This window comes from Pseudomonas sp. LBUM1641 (assembly GCF_059716235.1).
Window position 1 is genome coordinate 5,310,963 of the sequence record NZ_CP166815.1, and the last position, 19,821, is coordinate 5,330,783.

21 protein-coding genes are annotated in these 19,821 nt (G+C 61.5%); 7 read left to right on the plus strand and 14 right to left on the minus strand.

Annotation, left to right across the window (positions count from 1 at the left end):
* Window positions 1-11 precede the first annotated feature (11 nt).
* Window positions 12-1,676 (plus strand): electron transfer flavoprotein-ubiquinone oxidoreductase, encoded by a 1,665-nt coding sequence (locus ACA046_RS24315; protein ID WP_497675139.1) that lies wholly within the window; start codon window positions 12-14, stop codon window positions 1,674-1,676.
* A 172-nt stretch (window positions 1,677-1,848) separates the two neighbouring features.
* Here ACA046_RS24315 and ACA046_RS24320 read toward each other — a convergent pair whose 3' ends face one another.
* Window positions 1,849-2,739 (minus strand): AraC family transcriptional regulator, encoded by an 891-nt coding sequence (locus tag ACA046_RS24320; protein WP_004371227.1) that lies wholly within the window; start codon window positions 2,737-2,739, stop codon window positions 1,849-1,851.
* Window positions 2,740-2,920: 181 nt separating this feature from the next.
* Here ACA046_RS24320 and ACA046_RS24325 point away from each other — a divergent pair, with 181 nt between their 5' ends.
* Window positions 2,921-3,973: an NAD(P)-dependent alcohol dehydrogenase gene (locus tag ACA046_RS24325; protein ID WP_167663949.1), complete on the plus strand. Its 1,053-nt coding sequence runs from the start codon at window positions 2,921-2,923 to the stop codon at window positions 3,971-3,973.
* 111 nt (window positions 3,974-4,084) lie between these two features.
* Here ACA046_RS24325 and ACA046_RS24330 read toward each other — a convergent pair whose 3' ends face one another.
* The 6 genes from ACA046_RS24330 to ACA046_RS24355 form a co-directional block, all read right to left on the minus strand.
* Window positions 4,085-4,888: an IclR family transcriptional regulator gene (locus ACA046_RS24330; RefSeq protein WP_258347197.1), complete on the minus strand. Its 804-nt coding sequence runs from the start codon at window positions 4,886-4,888 to the stop codon at window positions 4,085-4,087.
* 243 nt (window positions 4,889-5,131) lie between these two features.
* The gene (araH, locus tag ACA046_RS24335; protein ID WP_497675140.1) at window positions 5,132-6,097 is read right to left on the minus strand and encodes an L-arabinose ABC transporter permease AraH; all 966 of its coding nucleotides are present in this window, start codon (window positions 6,095-6,097) and stop codon (window positions 5,132-5,134) included.
* An 18-nt stretch (window positions 6,098-6,115) separates the two neighbouring features.
* On the minus strand, window positions 6,116-7,624 hold the full coding sequence (araG, locus tag ACA046_RS24340; RefSeq protein WP_421525384.1) for an L-arabinose ABC transporter ATP-binding protein AraG: 1,509 nt from the start codon (window positions 7,622-7,624) through the stop codon (window positions 6,116-6,118).
* Complete coding sequence (locus ACA046_RS24345; RefSeq protein ID WP_497675141.1) at window positions 7,621-8,601, minus strand: substrate-binding domain-containing protein; 981 nt, start codon at window positions 8,599-8,601, stop codon at window positions 7,621-7,623. The genes araG and ACA046_RS24345 overlap by 4 nt, the downstream gene beginning before the upstream one ends.
* A gap of 31 nt (window positions 8,602-8,632) precedes the next feature.
* Complete coding sequence (locus ACA046_RS24350; RefSeq protein ID WP_459023002.1) at window positions 8,633-9,454, minus strand: SDR family oxidoreductase; 822 nt, start codon at window positions 9,452-9,454, stop codon at window positions 8,633-8,635.
* 149 nt (window positions 9,455-9,603) lie between these two features.
* Entirely contained in the window at window positions 9,604-10,083 is a 480-nt protein-coding gene (locus ACA046_RS24355; RefSeq protein ID WP_010165922.1) for a GNAT family N-acetyltransferase, read from the minus strand.
* A gap of 112 nt (window positions 10,084-10,195) precedes the next feature.
* Between ACA046_RS24355 and ACA046_RS24360 the strand changes: the two genes are divergently transcribed.
* The 5 genes from ACA046_RS24360 to ACA046_RS24380 all read left to right on the plus strand — a co-directional run bounded on the left by ACA046_RS24360 (window position 10,196) and on the right by ACA046_RS24380 (window position 13,319).
* The gene (locus tag ACA046_RS24360; protein ID WP_497675142.1) at window positions 10,196-10,855 is read left to right on the plus strand and encodes an HD domain-containing protein; all 660 of its coding nucleotides are present in this window, start codon (window positions 10,196-10,198) and stop codon (window positions 10,853-10,855) included.
* Window positions 10,856-10,940: 85 nt separating this feature from the next.
* The gene (locus tag ACA046_RS24365; protein ID WP_459023005.1) at window positions 10,941-12,134 is read left to right on the plus strand and encodes an MFS transporter; all 1,194 of its coding nucleotides are present in this window, start codon (window positions 10,941-10,943) and stop codon (window positions 12,132-12,134) included.
* Between the two features lie 85 nt (window positions 12,135-12,219).
* The gene (locus ACA046_RS24370) at window positions 12,220-12,567 is read left to right on the plus strand and encodes a hypothetical protein (RefSeq protein ID WP_010165919.1); all 348 of its coding nucleotides are present in this window, start codon (window positions 12,220-12,222) and stop codon (window positions 12,565-12,567) included.
* A gap of 48 nt (window positions 12,568-12,615) precedes the next feature.
* On the plus strand, window positions 12,616-12,882 hold the full coding sequence (locus tag ACA046_RS24375) for a hypothetical protein (RefSeq protein ID WP_017475797.1): 267 nt from the start codon (window positions 12,616-12,618) through the stop codon (window positions 12,880-12,882).
* 56 nt (window positions 12,883-12,938) lie between these two features.
* Window positions 12,939-13,319 carry a Rho termination factor N-terminal domain-containing protein gene (locus ACA046_RS24380; protein WP_497675143.1) on the plus strand — a complete coding sequence of 127 codons (381 nt, stop codon included), beginning with the start codon at window positions 12,939-12,941 and terminating at the stop codon, window positions 13,317-13,319.
* Between the two features lie 128 nt (window positions 13,320-13,447).
* Here the strand turns inward: ACA046_RS24380 and ACA046_RS24385 are convergent, their stop codons facing one another.
* From ACA046_RS24385 to ACA046_RS24415, 7 genes are all read right to left on the minus strand, one after another.
* The gene (locus ACA046_RS24385; RefSeq protein ID WP_497675144.1) at window positions 13,448-14,176 is read right to left on the minus strand and encodes a class I SAM-dependent methyltransferase; all 729 of its coding nucleotides are present in this window, start codon (window positions 14,174-14,176) and stop codon (window positions 13,448-13,450) included.
* Between the two features lie 38 nt (window positions 14,177-14,214).
* Window positions 14,215-15,135 (minus strand): PfkB family carbohydrate kinase, encoded by a 921-nt coding sequence (locus tag ACA046_RS24390; protein WP_497675145.1) that lies wholly within the window; start codon window positions 15,133-15,135, stop codon window positions 14,215-14,217.
* Entirely contained in the window at window positions 15,128-16,594 is a 1,467-nt protein-coding gene (locus tag ACA046_RS24395; protein WP_063027958.1) for a purine-cytosine permease family protein, read from the minus strand. The genes ACA046_RS24390 and ACA046_RS24395 overlap by 8 nt, the downstream gene beginning before the upstream one ends.
* A gap of 198 nt (window positions 16,595-16,792) precedes the next feature.
* The gene (locus ACA046_RS24400) at window positions 16,793-17,794 is read right to left on the minus strand and encodes an ADP-ribosylglycohydrolase family protein (RefSeq protein ID WP_497675146.1); all 1,002 of its coding nucleotides are present in this window, start codon (window positions 17,792-17,794) and stop codon (window positions 16,793-16,795) included.
* Entirely contained in the window at window positions 17,791-18,504 is a 714-nt protein-coding gene (locus ACA046_RS24405) for a GntR family transcriptional regulator (RefSeq protein WP_459023014.1), read from the minus strand. Before ACA046_RS24405 ends, ACA046_RS24400 begins: the two co-directional genes overlap by 4 nt.
* A gap of 70 nt (window positions 18,505-18,574) precedes the next feature.
* A complete protein-coding gene (locus ACA046_RS24410) occupies window positions 18,575-19,135 on the minus strand; it encodes a DUF1285 domain-containing protein (protein WP_497675147.1) in 561 nt (186 codons plus the stop codon).
* Window positions 19,136-19,152: 17 nt separating this feature from the next.
* Window positions 19,153-19,758, minus strand: coding sequence for a DUF4823 domain-containing protein (locus tag ACA046_RS24415; protein ID WP_063027950.1), 606 nt, complete (start codon window positions 19,756-19,758; stop codon window positions 19,153-19,155).
* Between the last annotated feature and the right edge of the window lie 63 nt (window positions 19,759-19,821).

A 19,821-nucleotide genomic window follows, 5' to 3' on the forward strand; every position in this document is an offset into this window, starting at 1 on the left:
GGAGATAGCCTGTGGAACGCGAATACATGGAATTCGACGTGGTCATCGTCGGCGCTGGCCCGGCAGGCCTGTCTGCCGCCTGCCGATTGAAGCAGAAGGCCGCCGAAGCCGGTAAGGAAATCAGCGTCTGCGTGGTCGAAAAAGGCTCCGAAGTCGGCGCTCACATCCTGTCCGGTGCCGTGTTTGAACCCCGTGCCCTGAACGAATTGTTCCCGGACTGGAAAGAACTCGGTGCACCGCTCAACACCCCTGTTGTGCGTGATGACATCTATGTACTGCGCTCCAGCGAAGCCGCCACCAAGGTGCCTGACTTCTTTGTGCCCAAGACCATGCACAACGAAGGCAACTACATTATCTCCCTGGGCAACCTGTGCCGCTGGCTCGCCCAGCAGGCCGAGAACCTGGGCGTGGAAGTCTACCCGGGCTTCGCCGCCCAGGAAGCACTGTTCGACGAAAACGGCGTGGTGCGCGGGATCATCACCGGTGACCTCGGCGTCGACCGTGAAGGCCAGCCAAAAGAAGGCGTCTACACCCCTGGCATGGAACTGCGTGGCAAGTACACGCTGTTCGCCGAAGGTTGCCGTGGCCACATCGGCAAGCAACTGATCCAGCGCTTCAACCTGGACAGCGACGCTGATGCCCAGCACTACGGCATCGGCCTGAAAGAAATCTGGGAAATCGACCCGGCCAAACATCAGCCAGGCCTGGTGGTGCACACCGCCGGTTGGCCGCTGGACATCATGAGCAACGAGAACACCGGCGGCTCGTTCCTCTATCACCTGGAAAACAACCAAGTGGTGGTCGGCCTGATCGTCGACCTGTCCTACAGCAACACTTTCCTGTCGCCGTTCGACGAGTTCCAGCGCCTCAAGCATCACCCGGTACTGGCCCAGTACCTGGAAGGCGGCAAGCGCATCAGCTACGGCGCCCGCGCACTGGCCAAAGGTGGCATCAACTCGCTGCCTAAAATGGTATTCAAGGGTGGTGCATTGATTGGCTGCGACCTGGGCACCATGAACGTGGCCAAAATCAAGGGCAGCCACACCGCCATGAAGTCGGGCATGCTCGCCGCTGACGCCGTGGCCGAGCGCCTGTTCGCCGAATCCGAAGGCGGCGACGAGTTGACCAACTACGTCGACAGCTTCAAGAACAGCTGGCTCTACGAAGAACTGTTCGCCAGCCGCAACTTCGGCCCGGCGATGCACAAGTTCGGCCCGATCATGGGTGCCGGCTTCAACTGGTTCGACCAGAACATCCTCGGCGGCAAAATGCCGTTCACCCTGCACGACACGAAGCCGGACTACGCCTGCCTCAAGCTGGCCAAGGACAGTAAGAAAATCGACTACCCGAAACCCGACGGCAAGCTGAGCTTCGACAAGCTGAGCTCGGTGTTCATCTCCGGTACCAACCACGAAGAAGAACAGCCGTGCCACCTGAAGCTGAAAGACCCGAGCATCCCGATCGGCACCAACCTGCCGCTCTACGATGAACCGGCGCAGCGCTACTGCCCGGCCGGCGTGTATGAAGTGATCACCAAGGAAGACGGCGAGAAGCGCTTCCAGATCAACGCCCAGAACTGCGTGCACTGCAAGACCTGTGACATCAAGGACCCTTCGCAGAACATCACCTGGGTGACACCGGAAGGTGCGGGCGGGCCGACTTACCCGAACATGTAAATCCGCTGCTTGAACAGAAGGCTCCCAAATGGGGGCCTTTTTTGTAGCCCATTGTTCGTAGCAGCTGTCGAGCCCCAGCGAGGCTGCGTCGGGCGCGCCACTGATTTGGAACCGAGTCGCGGCTGACGCAGCCTCGCTAAGGCTCGACAGCTGCTACGGGAATCAACAAGAGTTATGCCGCCCGCTCATCCCCGGGGCTGCGCTCGAAGTAGCGCTTGTACTCCCGGCTGAACTGCGACGTGCTCTGATAGCCCACACTGTGCGCCGCCTGCGCCACGCCCATACCCTCCACCAACAGCAACTGCTGCGCCTTGAGTAACCTCAACCGCTTGAGGTACTGCACCGGCGACAACAGCGTGCAGCGCTTGAAGTGTTCGTGGAAGGTCGACGCACTCATGTGCGCATAACCCGCCAAGGTCTCGATATTCAGCGGCTCGGCGTAATGGGCATGCAGGTGGTTCAACGAGGTCGCCACCCGGGAAAACTGCCCTTGCTGCTCTACCAGCGCCCGCAACACATCCGCCTGTGGCCCGCGCAACGCGGTGAACAATAATTCCCGCACCCGCGCCGGGCCCATGATCCGACTCTCCAGCGGATCGTGCAGGCACTGCAACAGCCGTTCGACACAGCCACGCATGGCGTCATCCAACACCACTGAACTCATCGACTCCAACGTCTGCGCCGCTGGCGGTGGCCCGGACTGGATCCCCATCGCCATCACCAACTCACCCAGCACCACCCGGTCAATGCCCACCGTCACCCCCAACAGCGGCGCATTCGGCATGGCAAAGGTCTCGCATTCGAACGGCACCGGCATCGCCTGGATCAGGTAATGCCCGGCGCCATACTCCAGGGTTCGCGGGCCCAGGTAGGCGACCTTGCTGCCCTGGGCGACGATCATCAGGCTCGGCTCATAAATCTGCGGGCCCCGCGCCACATCGCAACTGGCGCGTAATACCTGCACGCCTGGCAAGTTCGTGGGCGAGAAACCATCACGGGGTGTCAGCGGTTCGATCAGGGCAACCAACGCGGCATTGGCATCGACATGGCGGGTCAACAACATGGCAAAAACTTCGCGAAAAAGGGGATGACACCATCATCGCAGGTCTGGCGCCACAGTGATCCAATCCAGGGGCACTCCCGGACGAATAGGCATGAGACTCGGAGCAATCGCCATGGCTGCCCCGAGGCACGGCGAGGAGAATGCCCCACCTCACCTGTTACTGCACCTGCGAGGTTTCTCCATGTACACCGCCATCGGTTACGCCGCTCAATCGGCCACCACTCCCCTCGCCCCCATGTCCTTCGAACGCCGTAGCCCGCGCGCCGATGACGTGGCGATCGAAATCCTCTACTGCGGCGTTTGCCACTCCGACATCCACCAGGCACGCAACGAATGGGGCATTGCCGTGTACCCGCTGATGCCGGGCCACGAGATCGTCGGCAAGGTCACTGCCGTCGGCGCCAGCGTTACCGCGCACAAAGTCGGCGACCTGGTGGGTGTTGGCTGCATGGTCGACTCCTGCCGTCACTGCGACGCCTGCCACGCCGACCTCGAGCAATACTGCCTTGAAGGCCCGACCATGACCTACGCCACCCCGGACCGGGTCGATGGCAGCAACACCATGGGCGGCTACTCCGACAGCATCGTGGTCAGCGAGCACTTCGTGGTGAAGATCCCGGCCAAGCTCGACCTGGCCAGCGCCGCGCCGATCCTCTGCGCCGGTATCACCACCTATTCGCCGCTCAAGCACTATGGCGTGAAGGCTGGCGACAAGGTTGGGGTTCTGGGCATGGGCGGTTTGGGCCATATGGGCATCAAGTTCGCCAAGGCCATGGGCGCCGAAGTGACGCTGTTCACCCGTTCCGCGAGCAAGGCCGAAGAAGGCCGCCGCCAGGGCGCCGATCACGTGATCGTGTCCACCGACGAAGCACAGATGAAAGCCGCCGCCGGGCATTTCGACTTCCTGCTGGACACCATTCCGGTGCAGCACGACTTGAACCCCTACCTCGATGTGCTGCGCTTTGACGGCGTGCACATCCTGGTGGGCTTGATCGAGCCGGTCGACCCGCCCGTCAATGCCGCCAAGCTGGTGATGGGCCGCAAGGTGCTGGCCGGTTCGTTGATCGGTGGGATTGCCGAAACCCAGGAAGTCCTGGATTTCTGTGCCGAGCACGGCATCACCTGCGACATCGAAATGCTCGACATCCGCCAGATCAACGAAGCCTACACCCGCATGATTGCCGGGGATGTGAAGTACCGCTTCGTGATCGACATGGCGACCCTGAAGGCCTGACAAACCGCCCCCCCGTAGCAGCTGTCGAGCCTTGGCGAGGCTGCGTTCGCGGTGTACCTGATACACCGCAGACGCAGCCTCGCTGGGGCTCGACAGCTGCTACGGGGGAGATCAGGCCTTCGCGCCCAACTCCGCTGACAGCCGTGCTGCGACCTGTTTGATCACAGGGATCAGCTCGGCCATTTTTTCCAGCGGCATGTAGGGCACGGTACTGGCGATGCTGATGCCGGCGACGATTCGCCGGCTGGCATCGCGCACCGGTGCCGCGACACAACGGATCGACGGTTCGTTGTCTTCCAGATCAAACGCATAACCGCCCGCCACGTATTCCTGCATGCGCTGTTCAAACTGCGCCCAGGATTGCTCGGGGTGCTGCGGCCATTGCAAGTTTTTCCCGCCTGTGGGCAAGCTGACCTGATACAGGCGCTGCCACTCTTCCACCGTGTCATCCAGCAGCAACGCCTTGCCGATCCCGGTACGCGCCAGCGGCATGCGATGGCCTACGCGCGAGCGCATTTCCGGGCCATTGCGGCCAGGGTTCTTGTGCAGGTACAGCACATCATCGTATTCGCGGATCGCCAGGTGGATGGTGTCGCCGGTCAGCGCCGACAGCTCGTCCAGATACGGCACCGCCAGGCTCACCAGCGGTAATTCCTCCCGCGCCTGAAAACCCAACTCGATCAACTTGGGACCCAGCAGGTAGCCGACTTGCGGCACCACGCGCAGGTAACGCTCTTCCACCAGGCAGCTGGCCAGGCGGTGAGTGGTGCTGCGGGTGGTGCCGATGCGCTTGGCAATCTCCTTGAGATCCCGCGCGCCGGCCGCCACCGCCTGCACCACGCCCAGGCCACGGAGCAGGGTTTGAGTGCCGGTGGGGGCGGCGTCTTTGACGGGAGTGTGGGCGTTTTCCTGCATATCGGGCCTATTGGGAAGTACGAAAACGGCGAGCATTATGGGCGGTCACGACTGTTGTGGCGAGGGAGCTCTGTGGCGAGGGGGCTTGTCCCCCGTTGGGCTGCGCAGCGGCCCCAAGAGAGTTACCCGATTTTTCCAGACAGATCAGAGTTGCCTGGCTTTGGGGCCGCTTCGCAGCCCAACGGGGGACAAGCCCCCTCGCCACAACAAGCCCGCTCCCACATTGGTCTTGTGGCGCCCTTTTTATCGTTGCTTCATCCTGTCGATAATGACCGCCAGCAACAGGATCGAGCCGCGAATCACGTATTGGTAGAAGGTATCGATGTTCTTCAGGTTCATCGCGTTCTCGATGATCGCCAGAATCAGCACCCCGGCAATCACATGCCGGATCATCCCGATCCCGCCGCTCAGCGACACCCCGCCCAGTACGCACGCCGAGATCACCGTCAGCTCAAACCCCTGGCCAATCATCGGTTGCCCCGAGGTCATCCGTGACGCCAGGATCACCCCGGCCAACGCACCGATCACCCCGTGCACGGCAAAGATGATGATCTTGGTACGGTCGACATTTACCCCGGCCAACAGCGCCGCTTCCTGGTTGCCACCGATGGCCATGGTGTTGCGCCCGTAGGTGGTGTAGTTCAGCAGCCAGCCAAAAAACACAAAGCACAGCACGGTGATGATGATCGGCACCGGCACGCCAAACAGTTGGCCGTTACCAAAGACGAAGAAGTTTTCGTCCATCACGCCAACCGCCTTGCCGTTGGAAAAGATATACGCCAACCCACGCACGATCTGCATCGTCGCCAGCGTGGCAATCAACGCGTTGATCCGCAGCTTGGCGATCACGATGCCGTTGATCAGCCCCACCACCAGCCCCATGGCCAACGCGGCCGACACGCCGAAGAACACGCTGTCGGTGTCGCGAATCACGATCCCCGCCACCACGCCCGAACAGGCGATCACCGAGCCCACCGACAAGTCGAAGTGCCCCGACGCCAGGCAGAACAGCATGGTGCAGGCTGCAATGCCCACGGTGGAAATCGCCAGCCCCAGGCCGCGCATGTTCAGCGGCGAGAGAAAGTTGTCGATGAAAATGGCGCTGAGCAAAAAGATGCTCAAGGCCGCCAGCAGCATGACCCAATCATCGAGAAACTTGCGCTGGTTGAACCCCGGCCAGAAGCTTCTTGCGGTTTTTACCTGTGACATACCTACCCCTCGTATTCTTCAGTCCCGCGTACGCGGAAGAGCCAGTTGCAGCAGTCGTGCTTCGTCCGCTTGATCGCGGGTCAATTCGCCGGTCAGGGCGCCTTCGCTCATCACCAGGATGCGGTCGGAGATGCCCATCACTTCCATCAGGTCGCTGGACACCACAATCACCGCAATGCCACTGGCCGCCAGGTTGTGGATGATCTGGTAGATCTCCGACTTGGCACCGATATCGATGCCGCGCGTCGGCTCGTCCAGCAGCAAGACTTTCATCGGCATCGACAGCCAGCGACCGAGAATCGCCTTCTGCTGATTGCCCCCCGACAGGAACAGAATCGGTTGATCGGCAGACGGCGTGCGCACGTTCAGCGCGCTGATCTGCCGCTGGGCGTTGGCGCGTTCCCAACCGCCCTGGATCAGCCAACCGAAGCGCGCATGGTCGCGGCGCGCACTGATATTGATGTTCTCCGCGACACTGGCGCGGGGCACGATGCCTTCCTTCTTGCGGTCCTCGGGGCAGAGCAATACACCCGCCGCAATCGCATCCCGTGGCGTCTTGAACGTCTGCGCCTGGCCATGCAACACCAAGGCACCCTGGGTACTGCGCGACAGCCCGGCCAGCAGGCGCAACAGCTCGGTGCGCCCTGCCCCGACCAGGCCAAACAGCCCAAGAATCTCGCCCTTGTTCACCTGCAGACTCACCGGTTCCTGCAAGCCTGGCCCGAGCAAACCTTCGACTCGCAGCGCTTCACCGGAGTGCTCACGCGGCCTGTAGTCATAGATGTCCTGGATATCGCGCCCGACCATGCAGTTGACCAACTGGTCGACGTTCAACTGCGCCATGTCCTCGAAGGTGCGCACGAAGCGCCCGTCCTTGAACACCGTCACCGCATCGCAAATCCGGAACACTTCTTCCATGCGGTGCGACACGTAGAGGATCACCCGGCCTTCATCCCGCAGCCGGGCGATGATCACCATCAGCCGCTCGATCTCGCGGGCCGAGAGGCTACTGGTCGGCTCATCGAACGCGATCACATGGGCATTGCGTGACATGGCCTTAGCGATTTCCACCAGTTGCCGCTGCCCGAGGGACAGGCTGCCCAGGCGCATGTTCGGATCGATTTCATCCGCCAGTCCTTTGAGCAATTCCCGCGCCTTGCGCACCATCGCGCCGCGATTGACCACGCCAAAGCGCGACGGCATATGCCCCAGCAGCAGGTTCTCGGCGACGGTCATTTCCGGCACCAGTTGCAGCTCCTGGTGAATCACCGCGATGCCGCTGGCGATGCTGTCGGCCGCCGATTTGAAACTCACACTGCGTTCGCCCAACTGCAAACTGCCGCTGTTGGGCGGATAAAAACCGCCGAGGATTTTCAGCAAGGTCGACTTGCCCGCGCCGTTCTCGCCCATCAGCGCATGCACCGAATGGGGCCGCGCTTCAAAGCTGATCTGCGCCAAGGCTTTCACCCCGGGAAACTCCTTGCCGATGCCGTTGAAGCGCAGGCTTTCTGCTGCAGCGCTGTTCATTTCCACAGACCGATCTTGCTCAACTCTTCCTTGAAGTTGGCGCGGGTGATCAGGGTCACGTTATCCAGTGCGGTGAACTTGGCCGGCTCTGTGCCTTTGGTCACCCACTCGAACATCGCAGTAGCGGTTTTATAGCCGGACGCATCGGGGCTGAGCAGCATCGAGCCGTAGAAACCGGTGTCGGATTTTTTCAGCTCTTCGATGGCGTCGGTGCCGTTGATGCCCACGCCGATGACATTCGGCGCCTTGAAGCCGGCGCTTTCGGTGGCGCGTACGCCGCCCAGTACGGTGCTGTCGTTCATGCCGCCAATCAGCAGGTTTTTCGCGCCGCTGGGCAGTTTCACCAGGGCCGAGTTGGTGGAGTCCATGGCGCCCGGCACGTCGAGGGTTTTCTGCGCGGTGAACAGGATATGGTCAACCGGCAGGCCGGCAGCCTTGAGGCCTTCTACCGAACCGTCGGTGCGTTTCTTGCCGGTCTCGAGCTCGTCAAACGTATTGATGACGGCGTAGGTGTCCTTCCAGTCCCAGTTGCGATGCTTGGCTTCGGTGGCCATGGCTTCGCCTTGTTTCTGGCCGATCTTGTAGGCGTCCAGGCCGACGTAAGGCACGTCTTCCATGGGCTTGCCCTTGGCGTCGACGAATCGGTCGTCCACCGCCAGCACTTTCAGGTTATTCAGCTTGGCCTTCGCCATGATCGCCGGGCCGAGGGACACGTCCGGCGGGCAGATGACGAAGCCCTTGGCGCCGTTGGCAGCGAGGGTGTCGATGGCGGAAAGGGTTTTCTCGCCGTCGGGCACGGCGATCTTGATCACGGTGAAACCATGGTCCTTGCCGGCTTTTTCAGCGAAGGCCCATTCGGTCTGGAACCAAGGCTCTTCCGCCTGCTTGACCAGGAAGCCGATCTTGACTTCTTCGGCAGAGGCCAGGCCGTTGAGCGCCATCGTGAGTGCAAGGGTGCCTAGTGTCTTCTTGAGCATGAACCACCTCTTCTTGTTATTTGGAAACGTGTTAATCGTGGTACATCACCGACCGCCCGCCATCGATCATCAGGCAGGTGGCATTGATAAAGGGCGCCTCATCGGTCGCAAGAAACAGTGCCGTCATCGCCACTTCAATCGGCTGGCCGATGCGCTTGGGCGGGTGCAGGTCGAAGGCACGCTGACGCTCGGCGTGCGGGTCGGCAAAGCCGTTCCAGTAATCGACGTTGAGTTGGGTTTCGATATAGCCCGGCGCGATGGCATTTACGCGGATGCCCTTGGGCGCGTATTCGATGCCCAGTGCGCGGGTCAGCCCCAGCAGGCCGTGCTTGGCCACCGGGTACGGGAAGCAACCGGGAATGATGTGGCTGGAATGGGTGGAGGCGATGTTGATGATGTTGCCGATGCCCTGCTCGATCATGTGCGGCAACACGGTGCGGCAGCCGTACCAGGCGCCGTCGAGGTCGATGGCGAAACAGCGGCGCCAGTCTTCGTCGGTCATTTCCAGCGGGTCGCGGAACACGTTGACGCCGGCGCAGTTGACCAGTACATCGACGCGGCCAAAGCGTTCGATGGCCACGTCCACCAGGGAGCGCCATTGGTCCTTGGAAGTGATGTCGACGGGTTGTGCGTAAATCTCGGCGCCGCGTTCACGCCAGTGAGCGGCGACCTTCTCGACCTTCTCGCCCTGGATATCACCGATTACCAGGCGCGCCTGCTGGGCCTGGAAGCAAGCGACGATTGCCTCGCCAATGCCTTGGGCGGCACCGGTAATGACCACGACTTTGTTCTTCAGTCGCTCGCCGTAAGTCGGCTCGGGCACCGGAGGTAACGACAACGGTTGTGCCTGCATCGCTTCACCTGTTTTGTTTTTGGTAGTGAGTGCTGATGCGCAAGACTATAAACCCAGAAACCAAAACATCTCAATATATAAATTATCATCCCACATAGTGAACAAATGTATAAAAAAACCGGCTGTGATAGCCGGCTCTTTATAGGCCTTCAACCTTGGGCGAAATCCCTCAAGGCATCGCCCTCCATGCGGTAGCGCACCCACTCTTCCTGTGGCTGGGCGCCGATGGATTTGTAGAACGCAATGGCCGGCTCGTTCCAGTCCAGCACGCTCCACTCGAAACGCCCACAGCCGTTGTCGCAGGCGATTTTCGCCAGGTGGCGCAGCAACTTCTTGCCCGCCCCGCCGCCGCGTTGCTCGGGGTTGATGTACAGGTCTTCGAGGTACAGGCAGTTGCTGCCGAGCCAGGTGGAGTAGCTGAAAAAGAACACCGCAAAGCCGATCGGCAAACCGTCCCGCAGGCAGATCAGGCCGTGGGCGGTGGCGCCTTCGCTGAACAGGCTGCGCTCGATGTCCACCACGCTGGCGATCACTTCGTGGCGGGCTTTTTCGTAGTCGGCAAGCTCGGTGATGAAGGCCAGAATTTGCGCAGCATCGCTGGGCACGGCGGGGCGAATCTCGATGGTCATGGACTGGCCTTGTCAGGGAAATAAAGCACACATACTAAGGCGCTTTAATGACCGATTGCAGTGCAATTTGATTCGCGGCTAACCTACAGGCCGTCGACCTTTGAGAATCCCCATGCCCTTCACGCCACTGACCGACCTCGCCGAGACTTTATTGCCTCGCGCCCTTGAGCCTTCGGAAGACGGTGCCCACGACCTGTCCCATTTGCAGCGGGTGTGGCACAACGTGCGCTCGATCCAGGCTGAGGAAGGTGGCGAGCTTGAGGTGCTGCTGGCAGCCGTGTTGCTGCATGACTGCGTGGCGGTGGAGAAGAATTCACCGTTGCGGTCCAAGGCGTCGAAGCTGGCGGCGGACAAAGCCGGGGAGATTTTGCAGGGGCTGGGCTGGCCGCCCGCAACGATTGCTGCGGTGACGCATGCCATCGAGACCCACAGCTTTTCGGCGGGCCTTACTCCAGTGACACTTGAAGCAAAGATTATGCAGGATGCCGACCGCTTGGATTCCCTGGGCATGATCGGCGTGGCCCGCACGTTTTACATCGCCGGGCGTATGGGCAGCGGGCTGTATGACCCGGCGGACCCAACGGCAAAGCATCGCGAGTACGACGACAAGCGCTTCTGCCTCGACCATTTCCAGACCAAGCTGCTGCATCTGGCGGGCGGATTTCAGACGCCGACGGGGCAACGCATGGCCCTGGCGCGCCATGAGCGGTTGAAGGGTTTCATGGACCTGTTCATCGAAGAAATCGGCACGCCATACTCCGCTGTGGGCTAACGCAAGAACCGCGAACCACAGAACAATCCCACGCGCCGTGCATGGTAAAAGTTGGGCATAAATCCAACAGACGCAAGGCTTTTCCATGCACTCCTCACCTGCGGTTGGCGGAAAACTGTTCGCCCTTTTCTGCCTCGCCAGCTACCTGCTTTCCCTGTCCTACGGCTCGACATTCTTGCTGTCGCTGCTGATCCATTCGCGTGGCGGCAACGAACACGACGCCGGCAGCGTGATCTCCATGGCAATGCTCAGCACCTTTGTGGCGGTGCTGGTTTCCGGGCATCTGGCGGACCTGCTGGGAGCCGCCAAGTCCATCGCCCTGCTCGGTGTATTGCTGGTGGTGGCGTGCCTGGGCTTTGCGCTGACGCCGGGATTTGGCGAGGGACTAATGGTCTTCGGCTTGTCGTTGGGGTTGGGCTGGGGCGTGTTCTATACGCTGGGGCCGATCATCGTCGCGATGCTGGTGGAACCGGCGCAGCGGGCCAAATATTTCGCCCTGCTGTCGGGCAGCATGATGACCGGGATCGGCTCCGGGCCGCTGCTGGGGCGGGCGGCAAGTGCGCTGGATTTTTCGCTGACGGCGGCGTTTTATATCGCGGCGCTGGCGAGCCTCACGGGCGTGGTGATTTTCTGGCGGCTGGGTCGCGCCCTCAGTCAGCACACCGCGCCGGCGTCGAAGATTTCCTGGTCGGCCACGCGCCAGGTGCTGTCATCGAAAGCGGTGTTCGCGATCATCATGGTCGGCCTCGGCGGTTGCGTGTTTGGCGGATTGTCGAGTTTCCAGACCAGCTACGCGGCGCTGCACGGGCTGGACTATTCGCTGTTCTTCCTGGGCTTTATGAGTGCGGCGATTACCAGCCGCCTGCTGATCGCCGGCATCGTGGTCAAGCGTGATCCGTATTGGGCGGCGTGTGTGTTGTCGGGGTTGATGCTGGTGTCGATTTTCCTGTTCGGGTTCAGGGTCGGCGGCAACTACAGCTACCTGCTGGCAGCCGTCACCCTGGGCGTCGGTTATGGCCTGACGTATTCGGTGATCAATGGTTTGGCGGCGAACGAGGCGCCCGCCGGCACCACTTCACAAGCGCTGCTGTTGTTCAGCCTGGCGTACTTTATCGGGGTGTTCGGTTTCCCGTTGCTGGCGGGCAAGGTCATCGTCGAATACGGCATGCCGACCCTGTTGATGAGCGTGCTGGCCGTGGCTTTGCTCAATTGGCTGATCACAGTGGCGCGGCTGGTCTGGCGCCGAATCGTGTCACACAAAATCTTACAAGCGACGTAAGACCGTTCGTCGGTATCGAGGCACGAATCGCAAACGGGGGCGGACCAATATCAGGTAAGGACATTAATCATATGGAGACACCATCATGACGACTTCCAAATTTGCCGCCCTCGCCCTCACCGGTTTGCTGTCTGCCGTTTCGCTGAGCAGCTTTGCCGCCACCACAGGCTCCAGCACCGGCCCGACCGACCCTGTCGGCAGCCCGCCCAACCCCGCTACCCAAGAGTCGAAGGACTCGATGGGCACCGGCATGGACACCAATGGCGGCGCCATCATCGACAACAGCAAAGACCCACGCACCCAGGGTGACGACACCAATCGCAACAGCGGTGCAGTACCTAACGGCAAAATGGGCCCAGGCGCCACTTCGCCTTCGATCAATAAAGGCGATGACTCAAACATTCCTGGTGCACCAAAACAGCCAGCGCCTTAACCCACGAAAAAGACGAACACCCAACCATTTCCCAGTGAAGAGGTATGCATGAACGTCGATCACAACCTTGAAAAAGAAGTCCTCACCCGTCTGCTCCATGCTCATCCCAGTGGGCTGGGCAAGGAAGTGCTGGACAACTACCGAGGTGAAAAAGTGGTGGCCAGCGCCTTGGCCACCTTGCAGGACCGCGGGTGGATCAAGGAAGGCCATGTGACCTGCAACGATGCCGGGGAACACGCGCTGAACCTGCCGATCAAGCTCACCGCATCCGGCGTGGAAGCGGCTCGCAAGCTGGAAAGCGAAGCGGGCCAGTAACGCACTTTGTCTGGCCTGGCCCTTCGCGAAGGGCCAGAACCAGAAGGAGTATCGCAATGCCTCGTGGAAGCAAAGCCAAATACACCACCGAACAGAAGCGCAAGGCCGCTCATATCGAAGATAGTTATGAGCACAAGGGCTTGTCGAAAGAAGAGGCCGAGGCCCGGGCTTGGGCCACCGTCAACAAGCAGTCGGGTGGCGGCGAAAAGGCTGGCGGTTCAGGTCAGCGCAAGGCGCCGGCGAAGAAGTCTCAGGACCGGCATAAGTCGGCCAAACGGGCTGCGGCCAGTCGTGAAGGGCATCCGAGTAACAGCAGGATGTCGCTGGGCACGCAGACCAAGGAAAGCTTGCTGAAGGAAGCGCGCGCCAAGGACATTCCCGGGCGTTCGACCATGCGCAAGGATGAGTTGATTGAGGCGCTGAAAAAGGCCGGTTAACGCGGATCAAAATGTGGGAGCGGGCTTGCTCGCGAAGGCGGTGTATCAGTGCCAGATTCATTGGCTGACCCACCCCATTCGCGAGCAAGCCCGCTCCCACATTTTTGATCGGGTTTTCAGCCACGGAATCAACGGTGGGCGGCCACCAGTAGCATCATCGGCCGCTCCAGCTCTTCTGCCAATGCGGGGCGGGCCTTCAGGTCTGCTTCGCTGGGGCCCCACTCGTCTACATGGGTCAGGGTGAACCCCGCCTGGATCAACAGCGTCAGCAACGTGCCTACCGTGCGATGCTGCTTGATCACGCCATCTGCCAACCAGTTGGTGACCCGTGGCCCTTCGATCTGATAGCTGTCCACCGGCCAGCTCTTGCGCCCTTGCTCATCAATCAGCCAGCCCGGCTGCCGAGGCGCCATGAAGATCGGGTGCTCGATGGAAAACACCAACCGTCCGCCTGGCACCAACGCCTGATGGATGCGCGCGAACAGGCCTTTCAGATCGACGATGTAATGGAACGCCAATGAGCTGTAGGCCAGGTCGAAAGCGGCATTCGGAAGGTCGAGTTTTTCCAGGTCGGCGATGCCGTAGGTGATGGCCGAAGACGCAGTCATCTCCTTCGCACGCGCCAGCATTTTTTGCGACACATCCAGCCCCAGCACTTGTTCGGCGCCCTGCTCCTGGGCCCAGCGACTGAACCAGCCGTAGCCGCAACCGAGGTCCACCACTTTCGAACCCGACATCGGCGGTAGTATGGCTTGCAGAGCCGGCCACTCCGGAGCGCCGGCGAGGCCTTCTACCGAGCGGCCCATTTTGCTGTAGCCCTCGAAGAAAACCTCGGTGTCGTAGATGTTCTGGGTCATGACGTTGCTCCGTGCTGAATGGCGACTATTCTGCCGAATCAGCCCGTGCTCAACAACGCATCCACTTCAGCCGTGCCCGGTGAGGTTGCCGGCCCCCAGCGCGTGACCGCTAATGCCGCCGCCGCATTGGCGCGACGTGCCGCGACAACTGGCGCCAAACCATTGGCCAGGCCGGCGATAAACACCCCGGCGTGAGCATCACCCGCACCGTTACTGTCCACCGCCTTGACCTTGAATCCCGGCACATGCTCGGCCTGGCCGTTACGGCTGACCCAGCAGCCATTCGGCCCGTCCCGCACCACCAGCAAGGTGTCGGCGGGCAAGTGCTCGTTAAGCTTGAGCAATGCCCCCGCCAGATCGCTCGCGCCGGTGAATGCCAGGGCTTCCGGACCGTTGCTGGTCCAGATGTCGATACGCGGCAACAAGGCGACCATCAAGGCCGAGTCCGGCGCCTTCACCAGCGGGCCCGGATCGAACGCCACGGTGATCTGGCGCGGCAACGCCAACAGCCAATCGAGCAACGCTTGGGCCTTGCCTTCAAGCAGCAGGCTGTAGCCGCTGACGTACACATAGTCATCGGCGTTGGGTACCGCGCTGGCCAGGTCTTGCGCGAGCAAATCACCTTCGGCGCCGATATGGGAAATGAAGGTACGCTCGGTAGTGGCTTCGGTCAGGGACACACACAGGCCAGTGTCCTTGTCGTCGCTGGCAGCCAGGGCCATTTCAATGCCTTCGGCCTGCATTGCCGCACGTGCCAGGTCGCCAAAGCGGCCGTTGCCATGACGGCCCAGGTAGACCACCGGCAAGCCGTTGCGTCGGGCGGCGGCCATCACGTTGAAGCCGCCGCCGGCTTCGAAGCTGGCGGAATTGGCCAATACATCGCCGCCGGTGGCGGGCAATGTGTCGAGGGACATGACCAGGTCGACGATGACCTGGCCGCTGTGCAGCAATCTAGACATTAGCGCTCTCTACCAAAGCCGGACGACGATCAGCCGCGCCACCCAGTACCGCATAAATCCCACCGGCCACCAGGAAGGTGACGATCCAGCCCAGGCCGTTGTGGCCCAGCCACGAATCGGACAACGGCCCGGCGAACCAGATGTTCTCGGCCGTGGTGCCGATGGTGGTGAAGCTGAAGCCCAGCACAATCGCAATCGCCCAGGCGCCGAACGCACGCCATTCAACCCCGCCGCGGTACCAGTAGGCGCTGCTTGGCGTCACGTCCAGCAGGTCTTTGGGGCTGTAGTAGTGACGATGGATCAGGTCGACCACAAAGATCCCGACCCAGGCGGTAATCGGTACCGCCAGCAACGAGATGAACGTGATGAACGGACCGTAGAAGCTGTCGGCGATCAGCATGAAGTAGATCGAACCGGCGAAGATCGCGACGATGTCGACGATCACCGCGTGCACGCGCTTGACCTTCAAACCGAGGGTCAAGGTGGTGAGGCCCGCCGAGTACACCGACAGGTTGTTGGACAGCAGCAGTCCGCCAAACGCGGTGATCAGGTACGGCACCGCCATCCAGGTCGGCAGCATGTCGCGGATCGCGATGATCGGGTCAGTGGCCGACGCCAGGTCGTTGTTGCCCACCGACAGCAGGCCGCCGAGGGTGATCAACAGCACCAGCGGAATCCCCGCACCGAAGGCGGCAGAGGCCACCAGGCGCACGGCCTTGACGCTGCGGTGCTGGTAGCGCGACATGTCGGCACCGGCGTTGGCCCAGCCGATGCCGGTACCAGCGGCCATGGTGCCGATGCCGATGATCATCGCGCTCAACGGCGCAGGCGTGGCGTTAAACACCGCACTCCAATCGATGGTGGCGCAGAGGAAACCGCCCACCAGGATATTCAGTGCGCCGAACACGTAGGTGGCCCACTTCTGGATCACCAGCAAGGTGGCGTGGCCCAGGCCCGATACGGCGAGGGTCAGCAGCACGAAAATGCCAATGAACAGCAGGGTCAGTACCGGCGCGCTTTTGGCCGCAACCGGCGAGTTGAACAGGATCGAGCACAGCGACAGCAGCACGAATGCAGCAGTAGTGGTGTTGACGGTTTCCCAGCCCAGGCGCGACATCAGTGACACCAGGGTCGGGCCGATATTGCCGCGTACGCCGAAGATCGCCCGGGACAGGGTCAAGCTCGGTGCACGGCCACGACGGCCGGCGATGGAGATGATGCCGACCACCGCAAACGAACCGGCGGCGCCGAGGATTGCGACGATGATCGCCTGCCAGATCGCCAGGCCGCGAAACGCCACGAGGGTCGCGCCCAACGGCAAGCCGAGGATGCTGATATTGGCCGCAAACCAGACCCAAAAGAGTTGCAGCGGATGGCCGTTGCACTCACCTTCCGGGACCGGCTCGATGCCGCGTGTTTCCAATTGCCCGGCGCTTTGGCCGGAAGAGGACGTACTCATGGTGGGGTGCTCCTGATGCCTGTTTTTTTGTGGTTGTGGCAGGTTGGCAAGTTGAATCTGTGTTCCGGTCTTCCTGACTCGACTGGATCAATGTGGGAGCGGGCTTGCTCGCGAAAGCGGTGTGTCAGGCAACGCATGTGTCACTGATGCACCGCTTTCGCGAGCAAGCCCGCTCCCACATTTTTTAATCTGCGGTGCTCAGCGCAGATCGAGCAGGCCTTGGACCAAGGGTTCCAGGTCCAGGCCGTTAACCTGCTTGACCTGCTCGATCATCGCCTCAGGCCAGCACTGCATCCCCAGGCACGCACCGAGCATCGCGCCGAGAATCGCGGCGATGGTGTCGGTGTCGCCGCCAAGGCTGGCGGCCATGCACAAGGCTTCGAAGGCGTTCACTTCACCCACCGCGACTTGCTGCGCGAGGGCAAACGACACCACCACCGATTCCTGGGACGCCACCGAAGTGCCGATCAATTCGTAGAGCAGGTCGGTAAACAGCGCCTTGTCGCCGCTGTCGACGCTCAAGGTGCGCGCCCAACTGATGCGGGTGGCGATGCGCCCACCGGCAATCCAATGGCCGTGGTTTTCCGCCTGTTGGGCGATCTGGGTGCCGATGTTCAGCGCTTCGCCCAGGTCGACACCGTTGATCCCGGCGGAAACCACCGCGGCCACGGCTGCGGCGCTGGAGATGCCCAGGTTGGTGTTGTGGGTGACCTGGCAGGCCTGGATCACCGCCTGGATAAACTGCGCAGGGTCATTGACGTTCGCCGCGATACCCACCGGGGTGATGCGCATGGCGGCGCCGTTGGTGGTGCCGTAGCGCCCGGATTCTTCCGGGGTATGGCCCGCCAGGATCATGTCGATCGCGCGTTTGGTCGACGGGCCCAGCAAATCCTGGGAACCCTTGGCGCGCATCACCGCTTCCCAGTCGATCAGGCGCTGGGCCAGCTCGGTGGGTTCAATTTTGCCCTGGCCGTCCACCAGCAACTGACCGACGAGAATCGCCTGTTCGGTGTCATCGGTGATCGAACCCTTGGGCATGTTCGGCGCGATTGGCTGATCGGCGTCGGCATCTTCCAGGGCCGTGATCGCACCGAAACGCGCCTTGACCTGCTCGCGGCTCAGGGACTGGGTGGGCATGCCCAACGCATCGCCCAGGGCCAGGCCGTAGAAGGCGCCGAGGGCGCGATTGGTGGCGGTCATGTCGGTGTTCCAAATTGAAGGTGCAGGCGAAAGTGCAGAGGGTCGAGCAGGCTTTCGACGGATTCCATGAAGCGGTCTTGCCGGTCGTAGGTGGTGCGCAGGGCCTTGAGGAACACCGTGCCCACCGGGCGACCCAGCAATTGGGCGTCTTCCTCGTTCAATGGCTCGGCACCGATCCATTGGCTGCCGGTGGCGCCGATGTAACCGTAGGCGGCCAGGGTGATGGTCAGGGAGTTATCGATCAGGCCGACTTGCGGCAGGCTTTCCAAGCCCCCGGAGGCCGGCATCAGCGAGCGCTCCAGGGACACGAACGTGCCGTCGGCGGCGCGACGGCGGCGATCGAGGGCGATGAATTGGTCACTGCCGTGACTGCTGAGCAGGTCCGGACGGGTAACCGCTTCCAGGCGCAGGATTTCTGAGGTCACCACTGCGCCGGTGTCGGCGAGGGCCTGGGCCCAGCCGCTGCGCTGGTCGAGCACCATCCCGTCGAAGGTGACGATGGAGCCCACGCCGCTTTGGGTGGCGATGTAGCTGCGGCGCTTGAGTTCGGCCAGGGCTTCACGCAGGGTGCCGCGGCTGACGGAAAACTCTTCGGCCAGTTGGTGCTCGCCGGGCAACAGGACACCGTCAGCCATCACTCCGCCCTCGATACGGCGGATCAGCTCGTCGACGACGCGTTTTTTCTTATCAAATCGGACATGTCTAATCATGTACAAATTGATAACCGAAAGCGCCCGACTACAGCAAGCGAATTATTTCAGAGGAAGGGAAAAATCAGCCTCAGGGCTCCAGGCCGATAGGGAAAAATACCCCGCCGCTCCAGACGCCAAGCCAGTTCTTACCGTTGATCGGACGGGTCACCGCCAACTCCACCAACTGATAGAACGCATTGCGGTGGACCAAGGCTTCGAGGTTGGTGCGCACCCGCAGGTACGGCGAAGGTTCCTGAGTGTCAGGGTCAATCACCACCCGCAGCGGATGTTCGATACCGGCCTCGACCTGTTCATCGACATTGGTGGTAAAGCGCAGCACCTGGCTTTCGCCCTGCCCTTCGACTTCCAGGGTGACGGCGACAAAGGGCGCGTCATCGACCTTGATCCCGACCTTTTCCACCGGGGTGATCAGGAAGTAATCATCGCCGTCGCGGCGGATGATATTGGAGAACAACTTGACCATCGGCTTGCGGCCAATCGGCGTGCCCATATAGAACCAGGTGCCGTCGCGGGCGATGCGCATGTCGATATCGCCACAAAACTCCGGATTCCACAGATGCACCGGTGCAGGCCCCTTGCCCTTGGGCAACTGCGCCAACAGGTCATTGGCCTTGGCCGAATCGGTCATGCTGTACTCCTTGTGTCTTACTGATCGCTCATGCCCAACAGGCTGCGCGCGTAGTGCGCCAGGGGCTTGCCGATCAGATCATCAGGCTTGTTGTCGTGGAACGTCAGTAAACCGCCACGGCTGTGAATCCGCACAGTATCAATCAAATACTGGGTGCTGGTCTCGATCAACATGACCTGAATGGTGCCGGTGTCGATACCCAGGCGATCCACCGCCTCCTGGTCAGACCATTCATCGGCGTTGCCGATCCGGTCATCCGCCTGGGCAAAGCGGCAGTACAACAGGTAATGCGCGCCGGCCGCACGGGCTTCAGACATCGCCTGCTCCAGGCCTTCGGGCTTGCGGGCGCGGCGGACCATCGGGAAGTATTCGACAAAGCCGTTGAAGGCTTCCTCGGCCACCACGTTAGGCCGTGGATAAGCGCTGCCCGGAGGGGTGAAGGCGCCCTGAGCGATGAAGACGAAGGAGTCCGGCTGTATGCGGACCGAATTGACGCGGCGAGTATCGCTGTGGTCCAGCAGCCCGGCGTCGCTCATCTGATAGCGCGTGCCCTCGGCCATATCACTGACGGTCATGCAGCCACCCAGCGCGAGTGACGCCAGCACCAAAACCAGACTACGCATCCTAATTCTCCAAAGGCCGGTGACGGAAAACCGGCGAATGGGCACGAGATGCAGATTTTGCGC